The sequence below is a fragment of the Pseudomonas sp. B19125 genome, assembly GCF_044218855.1.
GTDB lineage: Bacteria > Pseudomonadota > Gammaproteobacteria > Pseudomonadales > Pseudomonadaceae > Aquipseudomonas > Aquipseudomonas edaphica.
The window spans coordinates 3391216-3407910 of sequence record NZ_CP162589.1 but is presented as its reverse complement, the minus strand read 5'-3'; the positions used below and the strand labels follow the sequence as shown (position 1 = coordinate 3407910).

The 16695-nt window shown below is 59.6% G+C and carries 11 protein-coding genes; 9 read left to right on the top strand and 2 right to left on the bottom strand.

The window, feature by feature from the left end:
• Positions 1-37 precede the first annotated feature (37 nt).
• From AB4P96_RS15455 to AB4P96_RS15445, 3 genes are all read left to right on the top strand, one after another.
• Positions 38-1930, top strand: a complete 1893-nt coding sequence (locus AB4P96_RS15455; protein ID WP_395599742.1) for a pilus assembly protein TadG-related protein — start codon at positions 38-40, stop codon at positions 1928-1930.
• Between the two features lie 130 nt (positions 1931-2060).
• Entirely contained in the window at positions 2061-3128 is a 1068-nt protein-coding gene (locus tag AB4P96_RS15450; RefSeq protein WP_395599741.1) for a phosphotransferase family protein, read from the top strand.
• Positions 3129-3150: 22 nt separating this feature from the next.
• A complete protein-coding gene (locus AB4P96_RS15445) occupies positions 3151-3918 on the top strand; it encodes an SDR family oxidoreductase (protein ID WP_395599740.1) in 768 nt (255 codons plus the stop codon).
• 143 nt (positions 3919-4061) lie between these two features.
• Here AB4P96_RS15445 and AB4P96_RS15440 read toward each other — a convergent pair whose 3' ends face one another.
• Entirely contained in the window at positions 4062-4691 is a 630-nt protein-coding gene (locus tag AB4P96_RS15440) for a DNA-3-methyladenine glycosylase I (RefSeq protein ID WP_395599739.1), read from the bottom strand.
• Positions 4692-4908: 217 nt separating this feature from the next.
• Between AB4P96_RS15440 and AB4P96_RS15435 the strand changes: the two genes are divergently transcribed.
• The 3 genes from AB4P96_RS15435 (at position 4909) to AB4P96_RS15425 (ending at position 7724) form a co-directional block, all read left to right on the top strand.
• Complete coding sequence (locus tag AB4P96_RS15435) at positions 4909-6234, top strand: C4-dicarboxylate transporter DctA (protein ID WP_169986452.1); 1326 nt, start codon at positions 4909-4911, stop codon at positions 6232-6234.
• A gap of 84 nt (positions 6235-6318) precedes the next feature.
• Positions 6319-7020, top strand: a complete 702-nt coding sequence (locus AB4P96_RS15430) for a FadR/GntR family transcriptional regulator (RefSeq protein ID WP_017136644.1) — start codon at positions 6319-6321, stop codon at positions 7018-7020.
• Positions 7021-7037: 17 nt separating this feature from the next.
• On the top strand, positions 7038-7724 hold the full coding sequence (locus tag AB4P96_RS15425) for a GntR family transcriptional regulator (protein ID WP_017136645.1): 687 nt from the start codon (positions 7038-7040) through the stop codon (positions 7722-7724).
• A 195-nt stretch (positions 7725-7919) separates the two neighbouring features.
• On the opposite strand, the gene AB4P96_RS15420 is transcribed toward AB4P96_RS15425, so the two are convergent.
• Positions 7920-12788 carry an NAD-glutamate dehydrogenase gene (locus AB4P96_RS15420; protein ID WP_395599738.1) on the bottom strand — a complete coding sequence of 1623 codons (4869 nt, stop codon included), beginning with the start codon at positions 12786-12788 and terminating at the stop codon, positions 7920-7922.
• A 470-nt stretch (positions 12789-13258) separates the two neighbouring features.
• On the opposite strand from AB4P96_RS15420, the gene AB4P96_RS15415 reads away from it, so the two are divergent.
• From AB4P96_RS15415 to AB4P96_RS15405, 3 genes are all read left to right on the top strand, one after another.
• Positions 13259-14977: a dermonecrotic toxin domain-containing protein gene (locus AB4P96_RS15415; protein WP_395599737.1), complete on the top strand. Its 1719-nt coding sequence runs from the start codon at positions 13259-13261 to the stop codon at positions 14975-14977.
• A gap of 126 nt (positions 14978-15103) precedes the next feature.
• Complete coding sequence (locus tag AB4P96_RS15410) at positions 15104-15454, top strand: hypothetical protein (protein ID WP_017136648.1); 351 nt, start codon at positions 15104-15106, stop codon at positions 15452-15454.
• A gap of 280 nt (positions 15455-15734) precedes the next feature.
• Positions 15735-16694 carry a MoxR family ATPase gene (locus AB4P96_RS15405; RefSeq protein WP_003174327.1) on the top strand — a complete coding sequence of 320 codons (960 nt, stop codon included), beginning with the start codon at positions 15735-15737 and terminating at the stop codon, positions 16692-16694.
• Position 16695: the final 1 nt, after the last annotated feature.

Below are 16695 nucleotides of genomic sequence, written 5' to 3'. Positions count from 1 at the left end.
TCAGGACGTCGGTGCAGGACCGGCGAAGGAACGCACAATGATTGGCCATGGACTCGGCCCGGCCCGCCAACGCGGCGCCATCGGCCTGATAGGCGCGGTAACCCTTGGTATTGCGCTGCTGTTTCTGCTGCTGGTGGTCGACAGCGGTCGCCTGTACCTGGAGAAGCGCAAATTGCAGCGTGTGGCCGATACGGCTGCGCTGGAAGCGGTGAGCCGCAGCGGCACATGCGCGGCGCCCGCTAACAATGCCGCACAATTTGCGACCGAAAGCGCCGCACGCAACAACTTTAGCCTTGACGACAATCGCACGCTGGCGACCGCCTGCGGCACCCTGGCCACCGGCGCAGATTTTATGCGCACGTTCAGCGCCGACCCGAGCAAAACCGATGCCATCCGGGTGATTGCTACCCATCGCGTGCACACCAGCCTTGCCCATGGCTTGCTCACGCTGTTCTCGGGCCAGCCCGTCAACCTGACAACGCTGCTCAGCGCCACCGCCGTCGCCGCCGCACCCACCCCAACGGTTGCCCAGCTCACGGTTCGCAGCACCTTGTTAACGGTGGACAGCACCCAGTCGGTCGCCCTCAACGCCTTGATCGGCGGCCTGCTGGGCGGCAAGTTGCAGTTGGACGCAGTCGGCTGGAATGGGCTGCTCAATACCGATATCAGCTTGCTCAAGTACCTGGATGCGCTGGCCATCCAATTGAAAGTCAGCGCCGGTAACTACGACCAACTGCTCAAGACCGACGCCACTGTAGGCCAACTGATCCAGGCGGCCATTGATGTGCTCAAGCTGGGCGGTGACGCGGTCAAAGTGGTGATCAACAACCTGGAAGCCATCAAGCTGATTGCGCCGGGCACGCAGATCCTGCACCTGGGCGACCTGATCAATATCCAGAACGGCACCGACAAAAGTGCGCTGGATGTGAACTTGCAACTGTTCAACCTGATCCAGGGCTTTGTGCAGCTGTCGAACAAGGCCAGCGCAGTTGCCGTGGAGCTGCCGGTGGATGTGCTGGGCCTGCTCGGCGTGACCGTGTCGACCAAAGTGATCGAGCCCGGGCAGGTTTCCAGCATCGGCAACCCCAAAGATATCGCCAAGCAGCCCATTTATGTGCGCACCGCCCAGGTGCGCACTTTGATTTCGGTAAAACTGCCGATCGTCACGCTGGTGAATAACCTGCTGGGTGGCACGGTGCAAGCGCTCAGTGACCTGCTGGGCGGCCTGTTTGGCTTACTCGATCCCAATTGTTGCCTGGTCGCCAGCCTGCAAATCGGCGACACCCTCGACATCGCCCTGGAAGCCGCTGGCGGCAGCGCTATGGTCACTGGCTACAGTTGCGACAGCGGCAAAAAGTCGTTGTCGGTACTCGGCGAAACCTCGGCATTGCGCGCGATGATTGGCCAGGTTGACCCCAAGAATCTGTACTCGTCCACAGAAAAACTCAAGGTAGACGAGTACCCGGTGGTGGATATCGGCACCAAAACCTGCAAGCGCGGCACCGGCGTGTGTAGCGACAGGCAGGCCTTTGCGGCGGGCGGCCTGGGCATCCGAATCGACAGCGACGTGTTGGAAACCCAGCGTGCGCACACCTACACCGAGCCGCCCGCTATCAACCAGCAACCGCTCTATTACGCATTCGCCAGCTCGAACGCAGTCAGCAGCCTCAAGCAAACACTCACCGGCATCCAACTGATCAACCACCCGCCCAAAATGGCCAGCCTGTTGGGCGCCGTGTTGGGCCTGGTCACGGGCGTGGTCAACGGCTTGCTCACCACCCTGGGCGGCTTGATTGCCGGGCTGCTCGGCCCGCTGCTCGACCCCATCGTCAACAACCTGCTCGCCGGCCTGGGCATCGACCTGGCAAAAGTCGAAATCGGTGCCAATTTGTCGTGCAACCCCGGTGGCCGGGCCATGCTGGTCATTTGAGCACATCAGGCCCGCTGATCATCGTCCAACACGCTAACCTATTAAGCCGCCCCGACCTTGTCGCTGGGCGGCGGTGCGCATTAGATTAGCCAATAGTCCAAGGCCTTTAGAATAAGCAGAAGGGATAAGCATGGCGCTTAACGACCACTCGACCCATATTCGCCCCGGCGAAGAACTTGATGCCAGCCTCATCGATCCCTACCTCAAGGCGCATATTCCGGGCCTTGCCGGCACGGTCAAGATCAGCCAGTTCCCCGGTGGCGCATCCAACCTGACTTACCTGCTGGAATACCCTGGCCAGGAATTCGTGCTGCGCCGCCCGCCATTTGGCCACAAAGCCAAGTCCGCCCACGACATGGGCCGCGAATACCGCATTCTCAACCAGCTCAAGGACGGCTTCCCGTATTGCCCCAAAGCCTATGTGCACTGCCTTGACGAGTCGGTGATCGGCGCCGAGTTCTATGTGATGGAGCGCGTCAACGGCATCATCCTGCGCTCTGACCTGCCGGCCGAACTGGGCCTGGACGCGGCCAAGACCGAGGCGCTGTGCAAGAGCTTTATCGATAAATTCGTCGAGCTGCACCAGGTCGACTACGCTGCCTGCGGCCTGGCCGACCTGGGCAAGCCCGAAGGTTATGTAGCACGCCAGATCCGCGGTTGGAGCGACCGCTACGAAAAAGCCCTGACGCCCGACGCGCCCAGCTGGGAAAAGGTCCGCGCGTGGCTTAACGACAAGATGCCGGCCGACCACCCGACTTCCAGCATCGTGCACAACGACTATCGCTTCGACAACGTGATCCTCGACCCGCACAACCCGATGCAGATCATCGGCGTGCTGGACTGGGAACTCACCACGTTGGGCGACCCGCTGATGGACTTGGGCAACACCCTCGCCTACTGGATCGAAGCCGCTGACCCTGCGCCCGTGCAACTGATGCGCCGCCAGCCCAGTAACGCGCCGGGCATGCTGACTCGTCGCCAATTCGTCGACTATTACGCCGAGCGCTCCGGCATCCAGATCGATAATTTCGACTTCTACTACACCTACGGCCTGTTCCGCCTGGCCGGCATTGTGCAGCAGATCTACTACCGCTTTTTTCACGGCCAGACCCAGGACAAACGCTTTGCGCAGTTCATCCATATGAACAAGCTGCTGGAGCAAATGAGCCTGAATGTCATCGCTAAATCAGCCCTCTGACTACAAGAGCAAGGAACCCAGCATGTCCAAGACCCACCTGTTCGACCTCGACGGCAAGATCGCTTTCGTTTCCGGCGCCAGCCGTGGCATCGGTGAAGCCATCGCCAAGCTCCTGGCCCAGCAAGGCGCCCATGTGATCGTCTCCAGCCGCAAGCTCGAAGGCTGCCAGCACGTGGCCGACGGGATCATCGCCGCGGGCGGCAAAGCCACCGCCGTGGCCTGTCATATCGGCGAAATGGAGCAGATTACCCAAGTGTTCGCCGGTATCCGCGAACAGTTTGGGCGCCTGGATATCCTGGTTAACAACGCTGCAACCAACCCGCAATTCTGCAACGTACTGGACACCGACCTGGGCGCCTTCCAGAAGACCGTTGACGTGAACATCCGCGGTTACTTCTTCATGTCGGTGGAAGCCGGCAAGCTGATGCGCGACAACGGCGGCGGCAGCATCATCAACGTGGCCTCGATCAACGGCATCTCCCCGGGCGTGTTCCAGGGCATCTACTCGGTGACCAAGGCCGCCGTGATCAACATGACCAAAGTGTTTGCCAAGGAATGCGCGGCGTTCGGCATCCGTTGCAACGCCTTGCTGCCGGGCCTGACCGACACCAAGTTCGCCTCGGCGCTGGTCAAGAACGACTCGATCCTGAAGGTGGCCCTGGCGCAGATCCCGCTCAAGCGCGTAGCCGACCCGAGCGAGATGGCCGGTGCGGTGCTGTTCCTGGCCAGTGATGCGTCCAGCTACACCACCGGTGTGTCGCTGAATGTGGACGGTGGCTTCCTGTCCTGACCTGACCTTCCAGGCACCGCAAAATCCCTGGGGTAGCAAGCTTACTGTGGCGAGCAAGCTTGCTTGCGCTGGGGTGCGAAGCGCCCCCAAAAATCGGGAGACTGCTGCACAGTCCAACGGGAGCAAGCTCCCTCGCCACACACTCAAGGGCGCTTGAACTGTTGGCGTAGCGCCTCTATGCGCGGGCGGCAAACGCAGCCCTCCAAGTGATCATTGACCATCCCCATCGCCTGCATCAGCGCGTACATCGTGGTGGGGCCAACAAAGGTCCAGCCGCGCTTCTTCAAGGCTTTGGACAAACGCACCGACGCCGGTGACGTCGGGTTGCCGGTCCAGTACGCCATGTCCACCACCGCCGGGCGTTCCTCGGGCGTGGGTTCAAACGCCCACAACCAGCGCGCCAGCGAACCGGTTTCGTCCACCAACTCACAGGCCCTGCGTGCGTTATTGATGGTCGAGACGATCTTCGCGCGGTTGCGCACGATGCCTGGGTCGTTCATCAGCCGCTCGATATCGGCATCGGTGTAGTGGGCGACACGGCGAAAATCAAACCCTTCGAACGCCGCCCGAAACTGCTCGCGCTTACGCAAAATGGTGATCCACGCCATGCCCGCCTGAAATCCCTCCAGGCAGATCTTCTCATACAGTTGGATATCGTCTGCGACCGGCACACCCCACTCGGCGTCGTGGTAATGCGGGTACTCCGGCGCGGCCGTGCGCCAGGTGCAGTGAGTCTGGCCTGCTGAATCCGTGGTCAACCCTGGTTTATCCATCGACTACCTCGCCAATCAAGGCGCGGATCATAAGCGAAAAAATTTACTGCCCGCCAACCGCTCAAGCATCACCCTTACCGACCAACTGGTCAGACCGGGACCTGACAACCGTCGAATATTTACTTGTGATTTGAAAAAAACCCAGCGTAGACTGGCCGCGCACTGGACATACCGGTAAGACCACAACAATTAAGCCCTGGAACCACCAGGGCACCGAATAGAGATCCCTCCCATGCTCAGATGGTGCTCGCGTTCGATTTTCCTGCAAGTCGTGATTGGCCTGATGTTAGGCGTTATCTGCGGCCTGGCCCTTCCCGAATTCTCCTCACAACTCAAACCCCTGGGTGACGGCTTTATCAAGCTGATCAAAATGCTGATTGGCCTGATCGTATTCTGCGTGGTGGTCAGCGGGATCTCCGGCGCCGGCGACCTGAAGAAGGTCGGACGCATTGGCTTGAAGTCAGTGATCTACTTCGAAGTGCTGACCACCGTCGCCCTGGTGATCGGCCTGATCATGGCCTTCAGCACGGGTATCGGCCAAGGCGCCAATATTCACTTGGAGCAACTGTCGTCCGCCGGTCTCAATGAGCTGGCCGACAAGGGCCAGCACATTCGCGGCACCAGCCAGTTCCTGATGGACCTGATCCCCAATTCGGTGATCGGCGCCTTTGCCGACAACAATGTGCTGCAAGTGCTGCTGTTTTCGGTGCTGTTCGGCAGCGCGCTGAACCTGGTGGGCGAAGCCGCTTCCGGCATCTCGCGGCTGATCAACGAGCTGAGCCATGTGATCTTTCGCATCATGGGCATGATTGTGCGTCTGGCGCCGATCGGTGTATTCGGCGCCATCGCCTTTACCACCAGTACCTACGGCCTGGATTCGCTGCAACACCTGGGCAGCCTGGTGGGTTTGTTCTACCTGACCTGCTTTGCTTTTGTCGGGCTGGTGCTGGGCCTGGTGATGCGTTTGTCCGGCCTGCGCATGCTGCCGCTGCTCAAGTACCTGCGCGAAGAGCTGCTGATCGTGATGGGCACCGCCTCCTCCGACGCGGTATTGCCGCAGATCATGCGTAAACTCGAGCACTTGGGCATTGGCAGCTCCACCGTCGGCCTGGTGATTCCGACCGGTTATTCGTTCAACCTCGACGGTTTCTCGATCTACCTGACCCTGGCCATCGTATTTATCGCCAATGCCACCGGCACACCGCTGTCGATGACTGATTTGCTGACCATCCTGCTGGTGTCGTTGATCACCTCCAAAGGTGCCCACGGCATTCCGGGCTCGGCGCTGGTGATTTTGGCGGCCACGCTGACCGCGATCCCGGCGATTCCGGTGGTGGGGCTGGTGCTGGTGTTGGCGGTGGACTGGTTCATGGGCATCGGCCGCGCGCTGACTAACCTGATCGGCAACTGTGTCGCTACCGTGGCCATTGCCCGTTGGGAAAAAGACATTGATATCCAGCGCGCCAACAAGGTGCTCGATGGCGAGCAAGGGTATGCCTTCCAGGCCAAGAAGCCGGTGCTGCCGGCGCATCAGGAATTCTAGCAACGCGATCCAACTGTGGGAGCTGGCTTGTCGGGTCCCACATGGAATCGCGACCCTATTGGCAACATCCAAGGAGACGTAGACGTGATCAGCACTTCAACCGTCGTCAACTCAGTCGTAGAAAAACTGCGCGCCGCACTCAAGCGGGGCCAGTGGCGCCAGGGCGACATGCTCCCCGGCCAGCGTGAACTGGCCGAGCAGATGGGCATCAGCCGCCCGAGCCTGCGCGAAGCCGTGATCGTGCTGGAAACCCTGGGCCTGGTGCGCTCGATGCCCGGCAAAGGCGTGGTCGTGCTGGAAACCAGTGTCAGCGAGCCACAGTCCAGCGACGCCGTGGCCGACGCCAGCCTCGAAGATATCCTGCAACTGCGCTACACCCTCGAACCCTTCATTGTCGGCCTGGTGGCCCAGTCCATCAGCAGCAAGGAAGTCGGCCAATTGCGCCTGACCTTGATGGACATGCGCGAAGCCCTGGATGCCGGCGACGCCGAAGCGGGCATGAACGCCTACATCGGCTTTCACGAAGAGCTGTTCGCGCTGACGTCCAACCCGATCTTCCAGAACGTGGTGCAACAAACCAGCAACGCCCTCAAGCAAAGCGCCCAGGTACTGCGCAATTCACCCGAGCACTTGGCCGAACGCCTGCAGGAAAACGACGCCGTGGTGCGCGCCATCCGCAACAAGAACAGCGCCCTGGCCAGCGCCGAAATGCGCCGACATATCCTCCAGGAAGGCCTGCGCATGGGCATTCGTTTGAATATCCCGGACGACCATCTGGGCAGCTGATTTTTTGGAGACCGACCATGAGCGCCCCCGCCCTGCAACGCAATGCCGTCCTCCCTGCCCTGCGCCTGGTTGGCGGTAAAAAACTTTCGGTGGATGACATCTACCCACGCCTGTTCGATGCCATCCTCGAACAACGCATCGCCCCGGCCAGCCGTTTTACCGAAGAGAGCCTGGGCGAAACCTTTGGTGTGAGCCGCAGTGTGATTCGCCGTGTGCTGGCCAAGCTGTCCCATCAGCAAGTGATCATCCTGCGCCCCAACCAGCGTGCCCAGGTGGCGGCGCCGGATGCGCAGCAGGCGCGTCAGATTCTGGAGGCGCGGCGGATGACCGAGATCACCGTGGTGCAGTTGGCCTGCGCCCAAGCGACCACCCCGCAGATACGCCAGCTGCGCGAGTTGATTGCACGGGAGCGCGACTGCATCGAACGCGACCAGCGTGGGCCAGCGATTCGATTATCGGGGGAGTTTCATCTTCAATTGGCGCAGATGGCAGGCAACGCACCGTTGGCGCAATTCCTCAACAGCCTGGTGCCGTTGACGTCATTGATCATTGCGCAATATGAGGCGAAAGCCTGCACCTACTGCGCCTGGCAGGAGCATCTGGGGATTGTCGATGCGGTGGAGCAACGCGATTCAAGTGGCGCCGTGACCCTGATGACTCAGCACCTGGATCATCTGGAAAGCAAATTACTCAAACACCACTGAGTCCAAGTGGATGAACATCAAACTGTGGGAGCTGGCTTGCCTGTGATAGCGGTGGGTCAGCAGCCTTCCTGTTACTGAAAGACCGCTATCGCAGGCAAGCCAGCGCCCACATTGGGTGTGTGGGGTTTGATGAATGTGGCGCCAACAAAAAGCCCCCGCATCTTACGATACGGGGGCTTTTGTTTTACCGAGGGATCAAGCCGGTTGCAGCACCGACTGACCGCTCAACGCCAGGTCGAGCAACTCACGGTTGGCGACCGCATACATGGCGTAGTCCGTGCCGACTGCTGCACGGATTTCGACCATCATTGCGCGCCAGCGATCGGCCATGTCCTGGTGCTGCTCAAGCCACAGGGCCACGCGGGCTTCCATGTCTTGTGGCGCGTCGGCCATTTGCAGTACCGAGATGGTGATCGCCCGTTGCTGCCAGTCCACATCGTCGCGGAACGCTTCGCGGGCCTGGGCCTGCCAGTTGTTGGCCACCGGCAGATCGCTGATCTGCTGCAGGTACCACGGCAGGTCCAGCGCGCTGCCGACGGCGAAGTAGGCCTTGGCCACTTCGGCGGCGTCATGCCCGGTCACGTCGGCGGCTTCGATAATCGGCAGCAAGGTGTACAGGTGGGTCGTGCCTGCAACCATGCGCGCCAACAATTCCGGTACGCCGGCTTCGGTGTAGGCCTGGTAGCGGTTCTGCCAGCCTTCGCGGGTCGGGCCTTCCAGCAATTCGTCGAGCTTGAGGCCCAACGCCGCCAGGTGCGGACCGAAGTGCGCGGTGTCGCGGCCAGCGTCCTGCTCGTTGCGACGGCTGCGCAGGAACCAGCGCGTGGCACGACGGCCCAGGCGCATCAGCTCATCCATCAGCTCCAGTTGCACGTCGGCGGACACCTGGTGGTCCAGGGCTTCGATCTGACGGAACCAGTGCGGGAGGTGGAAGATGTCACGCACGATCACGTAAGCACCGGCCACGTTCGCCGGGCTCATGCCGGTCGACTCTTTGAGTCGTTGAACGAAGGTAATGCCCATGTGGTTGACCAGGTCGTTGGCGATCTGGGTGCTGACGATTTCGCGCTTGAGGCGGTGACGGCGCATGGCTTCACCGAACTTGGCCACCAGGCTCGGTGGGAACGCGGTCTCCATGTCACGGGTCAGGTAGTCGTCATCCGGCACCAGCGACTTGAGCAGGGCTTCCTTGAGGTCGATCTTGCTGTAGGAGATCAACACCGACAGCTCAGGACGGGTCAAACCCTTACCGGTGGAGGCACGCTCCACAAGCTGCTCTTCGGTCGGCAGGTACTCGATGGCGCGGTCCAGCTTGCCACGGCCTTCCAGGTCGCTCATCAGGCGCTTGTACTCGGCAGCACGCTCGTAAGCCTTGCGCGCGGCCAGGGACAACGCCTGGGTCTGCTTGTAGTTGTTGCCCAACACCAGGTTGCCGACTTCGTCGGTCATGCTCGCCAGCAGCTGGTTGCGCTGCTTGTCGGTCATGTCACCGGCCTGCACCACTTCGTTGAGCAGGATCTTGATGTTCACTTCGTGGTCGGAGCAGTCCACACCACCGGCGTTGTCGATGAAGTCAGTGTTGGAGCCGCCGCCATTGAGGCCGAATTCCACACGGCCCAATTGGGTCATGCCGAGGTTACCGCCCTCGCCCACTACTTTGCAGCGCAGCTCATTGCCATTGACGCGCAACGCGTCGTTGGCCTTGTCGCCCACGTCGGCGTGGCTTTCAGTGCTGGCCTTGACGTAAGTGCCGATACCGCCGTTCCACAACAGGTCCACCGGCGCCTTGAGCAAGGCGTTGAGCAGTTCGGTCGGGGTCAGCTTGTCGGCCTGGATGTCGAAGCGTTCTTTCATCTGTGGCGAAATAGCGATGCTTTTGGCACTGCGCGAGAAGATCCCGCCGCCTTCGGACATGATGCTGGTGTCGTAGTCGGTCCACGCCGAACGCGGCAGCTCAAACATGCGCTGGCGCTCGACGAAGCTGGTCGCCGGGTTCGGGTTCGGGTCGATGAAGATATGCAGGTGGTTGAAGGCCGCGACCAGTTGCAGCTTGTCGGACATCAGCAAGCCGTTACCGAACACGTCACCGGCCATATCGCCGACGCCCACCACGGTGATGCTGTCTTCCTGCACGTTGATGCCGCGCTCACGGAAGTGACGCTGCACACCGACCCACGCGCCCTTGGCGGTGATGCCCATTTTCTTGTGGTCGTAACCTGCCGAACCACCGGAAGCGAACGCGTCGCCCAGCCAGAAGCCGTAGTCGATGGCAATGCCGTTGGCGATGTCGGAGAAGGTCGCAGTGCCCTTGTCCGCCGCGACGACCAGGTACGGGTCATCGTCGTCATGACGCACGACGTTGACCGGTGGCACCAGGGCGCCGTCCTTGAGGTTGTCGGTAATGTCCAACAGGCCGGAAATGAAGATGCGGTAGCAGGCGATGCCCTCGGCCGCGATCTCGTCACGGGTGCCGCCCAATGGCAGGCGACGCGGCAGGAAGCCGCCCTTCGCACCCACTGGCACGATGACCGAGTTCTTGACCTGCTGGGCTTTTACCAGGCCGAGCACTTCGGTACGGAAGTCTTCTTCACGGTCGGACCAGCGCAGGCCGCCGCGCGCAACGTTACCAAAGCGCAGGTGCACGCCTTCAACGCGCGGCGAGTACACGAAGATTTCAAACTTCGGCACCGGCTTGGGCAGCTCAGGAATCGCACGCGGGTCGAACTTGAAGCTGAAGTACGACTTGTTCTGGCCGTTGGCGTCGGTCTGGTAGAAGTTGGTGCGCAGGGTAGCCTTGATCAGGTCCAGGTAGCGACGCAGGATGCGGTCTTCGTTAAGCACCTGAACATCGTCCAGGGCCGTGAGAATCGCTTGTTCCAGGCGTTGCTGCTTGTCTTCGAGGTCATCGGCGGTGAGCTTGCGCGCCAGGTAGAAGCGGGTCTTGAACAACCGGGTCAACTCACGAGCGATGTCGGTGTGGTTGTTCAGGGTGCTGGCGATGTAACCCAGGTCGAAGCCCAGGCGGATCTGCTTGAGGTAACGCGCGTAAGCACGCAGCAGCGACACGTCGCGCCAAGGCAGGCCGGCGGTAAGTACCAGACGGTTGAACGCATCGTTTTCGGCATCGCCATGCACGATGTGCACGAACGCGTCCTGCAGGGTGTCGTTGAGCTGCTGGATATCCAGGTTCACGCCTTCGGCGGCAATGAACGCAAAATCATGGATCCAGAACTCACGGCCATTGGCGTGACGCAGGCGGTACGGGAACTCGCCCAGCACGCGCAGGCCGAGGTTTTCCAGGATCGGCAGCACGTCGGACAGCGCCAGTGGCGTGTCGGCGTGGTAGAGCTTGCAATGCAGCTCTCGCTGGCCGGAGACCTGGCCCAGCGGCTGATAGAAGCTCATGACCAACGGGTTGGCTTCGGTCAGGCTGTTGAGGTGCTGCATATCGACCACAGCCGAATGCGCAGCAAAACGCTCGCGGTAACCTGCCGGGAAGCCTTTCGGGAAATCCGCCAGCACGTTGGTGCCCTGGGCTTCGCCGAAGCTTTCCACCACCAGGCTGGCGTAGTCGTCCTGCCAGCTGCGGCAGGCCTGCACCACTTCTTTTTCCAGTTGAAGCGGGTCGATGTCCAGGCGGTTCTTCGGGTCAACCCGCAGAATCAGCTGCACACGGGCCAGGACGGACTCGGAGAAGAAGGTCCAGAATTCGCAGTCCGAGGCTTTCAGGCGATCCATCAGCACTTGCTGGATCTTCTGGCGCACTTCGGTGGAATAGATGTCGCGCGGCACGTAGGCCAGGCAGTAGCAGAAACGACCGTACGGGTCTTTGCGCAGGAACACGCGAATCTTGTTGCGCTCCTGGATCTGCACGATCGACATCACGGTGTTGAACAGCTCGTCGACCGGGGTCTGGAACAGGTCATCACGCGGCAAGACTTCAACCACCTGGGCCAGCTCTTTGCCCAGGTGTGCCTTGGCCTGGAAGCCCGAGCGGCGCTCGATTTCCGCGACTTTACGGCGGATGTAAGGGATCACTCGCACGCTTTCGCCGTACACCGACGAGGTGTAGAGGCCCATGAAGCGGTGTTCCTTGATCACCTTGCCGTCGGCGCTGATCTCACGGATCGACACATAGTCCGGGTACGCCGGACGGTGCACGCGGCTTGGGTGCGCGGCCTTGGCGAACGACAGCACGGTCGGTTCACGCAGGTAAGCCACGGCGTAGTCTTCGATGCGCGTGTCTTCGGCGGTGAGGCCGGCACGCAGCAATTTGGTCAGACCGAGGAAGGAGCCGGTGTCATATTCGATATGACCGCCGTCCGCCTCGTCACGTACCACAAACTCTTCATAGCCAAGGAAGGTGAAGTGGTTGCCCACCAGCCATTCCAGGAAGCTCTTGATCTCGGCTTTTTCTTCGCCGTCGATGCTGAACTGGCTCGCGTCGATACCGGCCAGCAGGTCCTGGACCTTGGCTTTCATCGGTTCGAAATCGGCCACGGCCACGCGCACTTCGCCCAGCACTTGCTCAAGCTCTTTGCTCAGCACGTTGAGTTCGGCGGCATTGGCGCAACGGTCGATTTCCAGGTACATCAGCGATTCTTGCAGAATGCCTTCGCCCTGGGTGCCTTTTGGCAGGATTTCCAGCAACTCGCCTTTTTTGCCGCGACGCACGCTGAGCACGGTGGTTTGCAGGGTGTGGATGCTGTAGCCACGGCGGTTCAGCTCGGTGCGTACCGAGTCGACCAGAAATGGCAGGTCATGGTGCAGTACTTCGACCGCGGTGTGGGTCGACTGCCAGCCATGACGTTCGTAATCGGGGTTGTAGACCCGCACTTGCGGTTGGGTGTGATCAAAGCGCTCAAGCAGGCGCCAGGCAGACAGGGTGCAACCGGCCAGGTCGGAAAGGCGACGTTGGGTCAGTTCGTCCAGGGAAATAATGCCGAAGAATTGCTCAGCGAACAGCGCCACTTGTGGCAGTGCCTGTTCACTGATGTGCTGCGCCAGTGCCGCTTGCAGTTGATGCTGGAAGTCGGACTTGCTGGCTGCGGTGAAGAACGCCATCTGTGGTACTCCGCTTGGGCTTGTTATTGATGGAAGCGTCGCGTGTTATCCCCTTGCGGGGAGACCGTCAGCTCTGTTCGTCAATAACCTTATAACGAATCGAGGTGACAGGTGGGTGAAGCTGCGCAAGGCGATCAGGTCACATCGGATGCGCCGTTTGGCAGGTGACGGTACGACGGGCAGGTCAACGGCCTGACGGTGGCGCATCCACTGCGCAGCTTAACGAGTGTAGGAAGACGGTTGCTTTCCGTACGGCGACATATTCGGTCAAGCGCAGGCAGCGCTGAACATTCTCTAGCGCCCTGCACCTGGGCGAGTAAGACGATAGTTTTTTTCTGTGTAGGCCATAGGCATTTCGAATGGAGTGAATACAGCTCATTCGACCAATTAGAACTGACTCGATGCACACAGCATCGATTGCGCAAACACACCACGGACGGCCCACTGATTAATTGAAGTGAGCGTTTAGTATGACCAGCATAACTGCAACTGTAAGTCAGGGTACTGTCAGTGCCTCGACGAATGTACCGAATGGCGTTCCCACTTACCCAACACCGCGCCAAGCCCATAATAAGCCTCCCCTCCCTGAATTAAACTGGGATCGCCCGGAGTTGAAGTGGGGCGAGCAGACCGTACGGCCAGAACAACCTGCCGTGCAACACGATAGCTGGCCAGCCTCTTATTTTTCCGAGCCATTAAAAAGAAACAACGCGCTCGACAGGTATGCAGCCGACAAGTACAAACCCTTCATGTCCGCCACTCAACATACCTCAGAACATGTAGCAGCCCAGATTAAACAAAAGTGGGGGATCGACGTCGATCCGGAAAAAACCTTTCTGGTCACCTTTGCTTATGACAAAAACACCACGCCTCACAAGGCGGTCATTACACAAAAAATCTCCCTGGCGGATGCGGCATGCCTGAATATTCAACACACACCACGGCCCAAGGGGATGACTGGAAAACAAGAGGCTCCCAAAGGGCAACCTACCGAACCCTTCGACATACAGCCTAATTCCCGCCACACGGAAAAGCCCAATTGGGACGGCACTTTCCCACGTCCACTCGTGGGTAATTTCAATACTTATTATCACGGTATTGTGACTGAGCCCTCGCCCGACGCACCCACTACTTACGGTGCGGGCCAGCATGTTCAGATCCCCCCGGCCGACTTCAAAAAAATGGTCTGGGACCATGCCTATAAAAAACCCTACGACCAGTACCTGAACTTCAAGTGGTCGCCTGAAACCCGTGAGTCCTATACCGCACTTGCCAAAATTAGCTACCTTAATGCTGCGCACGCGCAACATCATGAGCGCTCGCTGGACGAGGAAGGCCGAAAGATCGCCATGAGCCTCGTCGGTGTACCCGCCAACCAGACTTATCTGGATGCAGGGCTGGAAACACTGGTTAAACCGCACACGCCAGACGCAAGCCTGGAGACCAAATTTCTGAGTTTCAATGGCTTCCACTCCACTGACATTTTCTATACCAGAGACGTCAATACTCAGAAAACGCTTCTATACATTCCAGGCAATTCGTCCCCCATCCACTCGTTCGATTCGCCCCAAGCAATGAATAAATGGCTGGCTACCCAATTGATTGACGAAGATAAAGCCGCCGCTTTCAAAAAACATTTCTCCCCAAAAGATGCTTCGTCTTCATTATTTAAAAAAGGCTTCGATGCGCGATTGGAGCTGATTCGACAGCACATCAAAGAGCCAGGCGCTGTGGACTTCCTGGAACGGCAAGGCTTTTGGGAAGAGGGTGGCGTATTTGATGGCAAAAACATCACGGGCGACCCTTTCAGCGAGGTTCAAGAGCGCACAGAAAAAAGCATGAAAGCCAGTACCAACCAGGCGTTCGTGCTGAACACAGACCACAACAAGCAAACAATTCTTAAGGCAAAAAAATGGTTGGATGGAGCGCTTCTGCTTGCAACCCCCATTGGCTTGGCACTGCCCCCCGTGGGCATCTTGCTGACGGCGCTGAGTGTGGGCTCCGGATTGCTGGAAGTGGGCGTGGGCATTCACGACAACGCCAACGACCGCGCAAACGCCGATGACAGGATTACGTTCGGTGTATTCAATGCGCTCAAGCCAATACTGACTGCGGGGGCTGGCAAGGCTTCAGAGCCCATCACCGGGCCGATCAAAACAGTGTTAAAGGCCACTATTTTGGCGAAATAACCCACTGCAAGTGCGATACCCATGGTGGCAGGGGCAGTCCCATCCACTTAAGAGCAGCGTAAACGTTTGTACGATGGCAAAATTAGCCGCCCGTCGTTCAAGTACGCTGCTTTTAGAGGACTGCCCATGCAACTGACCACTCCCCACCTGATCGCCACACCCTGTGACGAAGAAGAAGACAACATGGCCATGCTGTGCTGCCACGGCAATAATGGCGAAATGTTCATGCTCAGCCGTTACCCGGACGAAGATGAGGTTGAGCTGACCTGGGATTACGAACCGTCGACCCTGGATGGGCTGAAAGTGACCTTGAGTGACACCACGCTGGTGATTGAACTGGCGGCGGGTGATGCCGATGCACTGGGCGGCAAGGACCACTTGCGGATCAACCACACCACCGCCGCGTCGGATTTGGCTGAAGTGGAAGAAACCTTGCAGAACATCCTCAAGGGCACCGGCACCTTTAGCCGGATTTAGGCTGTTCCAAGGATCAAATGTGGGAGCTGGCTTGCCTGCGATGCAGGCACCTCGGTGTATCAGGTCACTCCAGTTGATGCCATCGCAGGCAAGCCAGCTCCCACAGGGGCCGAGCGACCCTCAGTGGAATTTGTGCTTTCCACACAAAAATCCTACAAGTTTTGCTAAAAATACCCGCCGCGCCGTTAGTCGCTACACCCCGCGATGCATTAAAGTAGACGCCCCAGGCCCGGCGGTTTTTTTTCGACGTTGGGGCTCATCTCTCCAGGAACCGTCATCGATGGAACATCGTGAAGCGCTGCTTGCGCTGCGAACCTTTCTTTCTACGCAGATTCTCGGCCAGGAAAAACTCATCGATCGCTTGCTGATCGCCCTGCTCGCCGACGGCCATATGCTGGTAGAAGGCGCACCGGGCCTGGCCAAGACCAAGGCCATCAAAGAGCTGGCCGAAGGCATTGAAGCGCAGTTCCATCGTATCCAGTTCACCCCCGACCTGTTGCCGGCCGACATCACCGGCACCGAGATCTATCGCCCGGAAACCGGCAGCTTCGTGTTCCAGCAAGGCCCTATCTTCCACAACCTGGTACTGGCGGACGAAATCAACCGCGCGCCAGCCAAGGTGCAGTCGGCATTGCTCGAAGCCATGGCCGAGCGCCAGGTCAGTGTGGGTCGCAGCACCTACGACCTGTCGCCGCTGTTTTTGGTCATGGCCACGCAAAACCCCATTGAGCAGGAAGGCACCTACCCGCTGCCAGAAGCCCAGCTCGATCGCTTCTTGATGCACGTCAAAATCGGTTTCCCGGACGCGGCGGTCGAACGACGCATCCTGCAGCAAGCCCGTGGCGAGGCGCTCAATGGCGAAACCAAGCCCGAGCGCCGCGTGAGCCAGCAGGCGATTTTTGCCGCGCGCAAGGAAATCCTCGGCCTGTACATGGCCGATGCGGTGGAGGAATACCTGGTGCAACTGGTCATGGCCACGCGCACCCCGGCCAAGTTCGATCCTGAAATGGCCGAGTGGATCGCCTATGGCGCCAGCCCGCGCGGCTCCATCGCCCTCGACCGCTGCGCCCGCGCCCATGCGTGGCTGGCCGGGCGCGACTTTGTCAGCCCGGAAGATATCCAGGCAGTACTGTTTGATGTGCTGCGTCACCGCATCATCCTGTCGTTCGAGGCCGAAGCGGCCGGCATTGACCAGGACCGCGTGGTGCAACGCATTCTCGACGTCGTTGCCGTCGCTTGAA

Excerpts from the sequence above, each read along its gene's own strand:
- AB4P96_RS15440 (WP_395599739.1), bottom strand. The coding sequence starts at position 4,691 with ATGGATAAACCAGGGTTGACCACGGATTCAGCAGGCCAGACTCACTGC.
- AB4P96_RS15450 (WP_395599741.1), top strand. The coding sequence starts at position 2,061 with ATGGCGCTTAACGACCACTCGACCCATATTCGCCCCGGCGAAGAACTT.
- AB4P96_RS15415 (WP_395599737.1), top strand. The coding sequence starts at position 13,259 with ATGACCAGCATAACTGCAACTGTAAGTCAGGGTACTGTCAGTGCCTCG.
- AB4P96_RS15425 (WP_017136645.1), top strand. The coding sequence starts at position 7,038 with ATGAGCGCCCCCGCCCTGCAACGCAATGCCGTCCTCCCTGCCCTGCGC.
- AB4P96_RS15405 (WP_003174327.1), top strand. The coding sequence starts at position 15,735 with ATGGAACATCGTGAAGCGCTGCTTGCGCTGCGAACCTTTCTTTCTACG.
- AB4P96_RS15455 (WP_395599742.1), top strand. The coding sequence starts at position 38 with ATGATTGGCCATGGACTCGGCCCGGCCCGCCAACGCGGCGCCATCGGC.
- AB4P96_RS15420 (WP_395599738.1), bottom strand. The coding sequence starts at position 12,788 with ATGGCGTTCTTCACCGCAGCCAGCAAGTCCGACTTCCAGCATCAACTG.
- AB4P96_RS15445 (WP_395599740.1), top strand. The coding sequence starts at position 3,151 with ATGTCCAAGACCCACCTGTTCGACCTCGACGGCAAGATCGCTTTCGTT.
- AB4P96_RS15410 (WP_017136648.1), top strand. The coding sequence starts at position 15,104 with ATGCAACTGACCACTCCCCACCTGATCGCCACACCCTGTGACGAAGAA.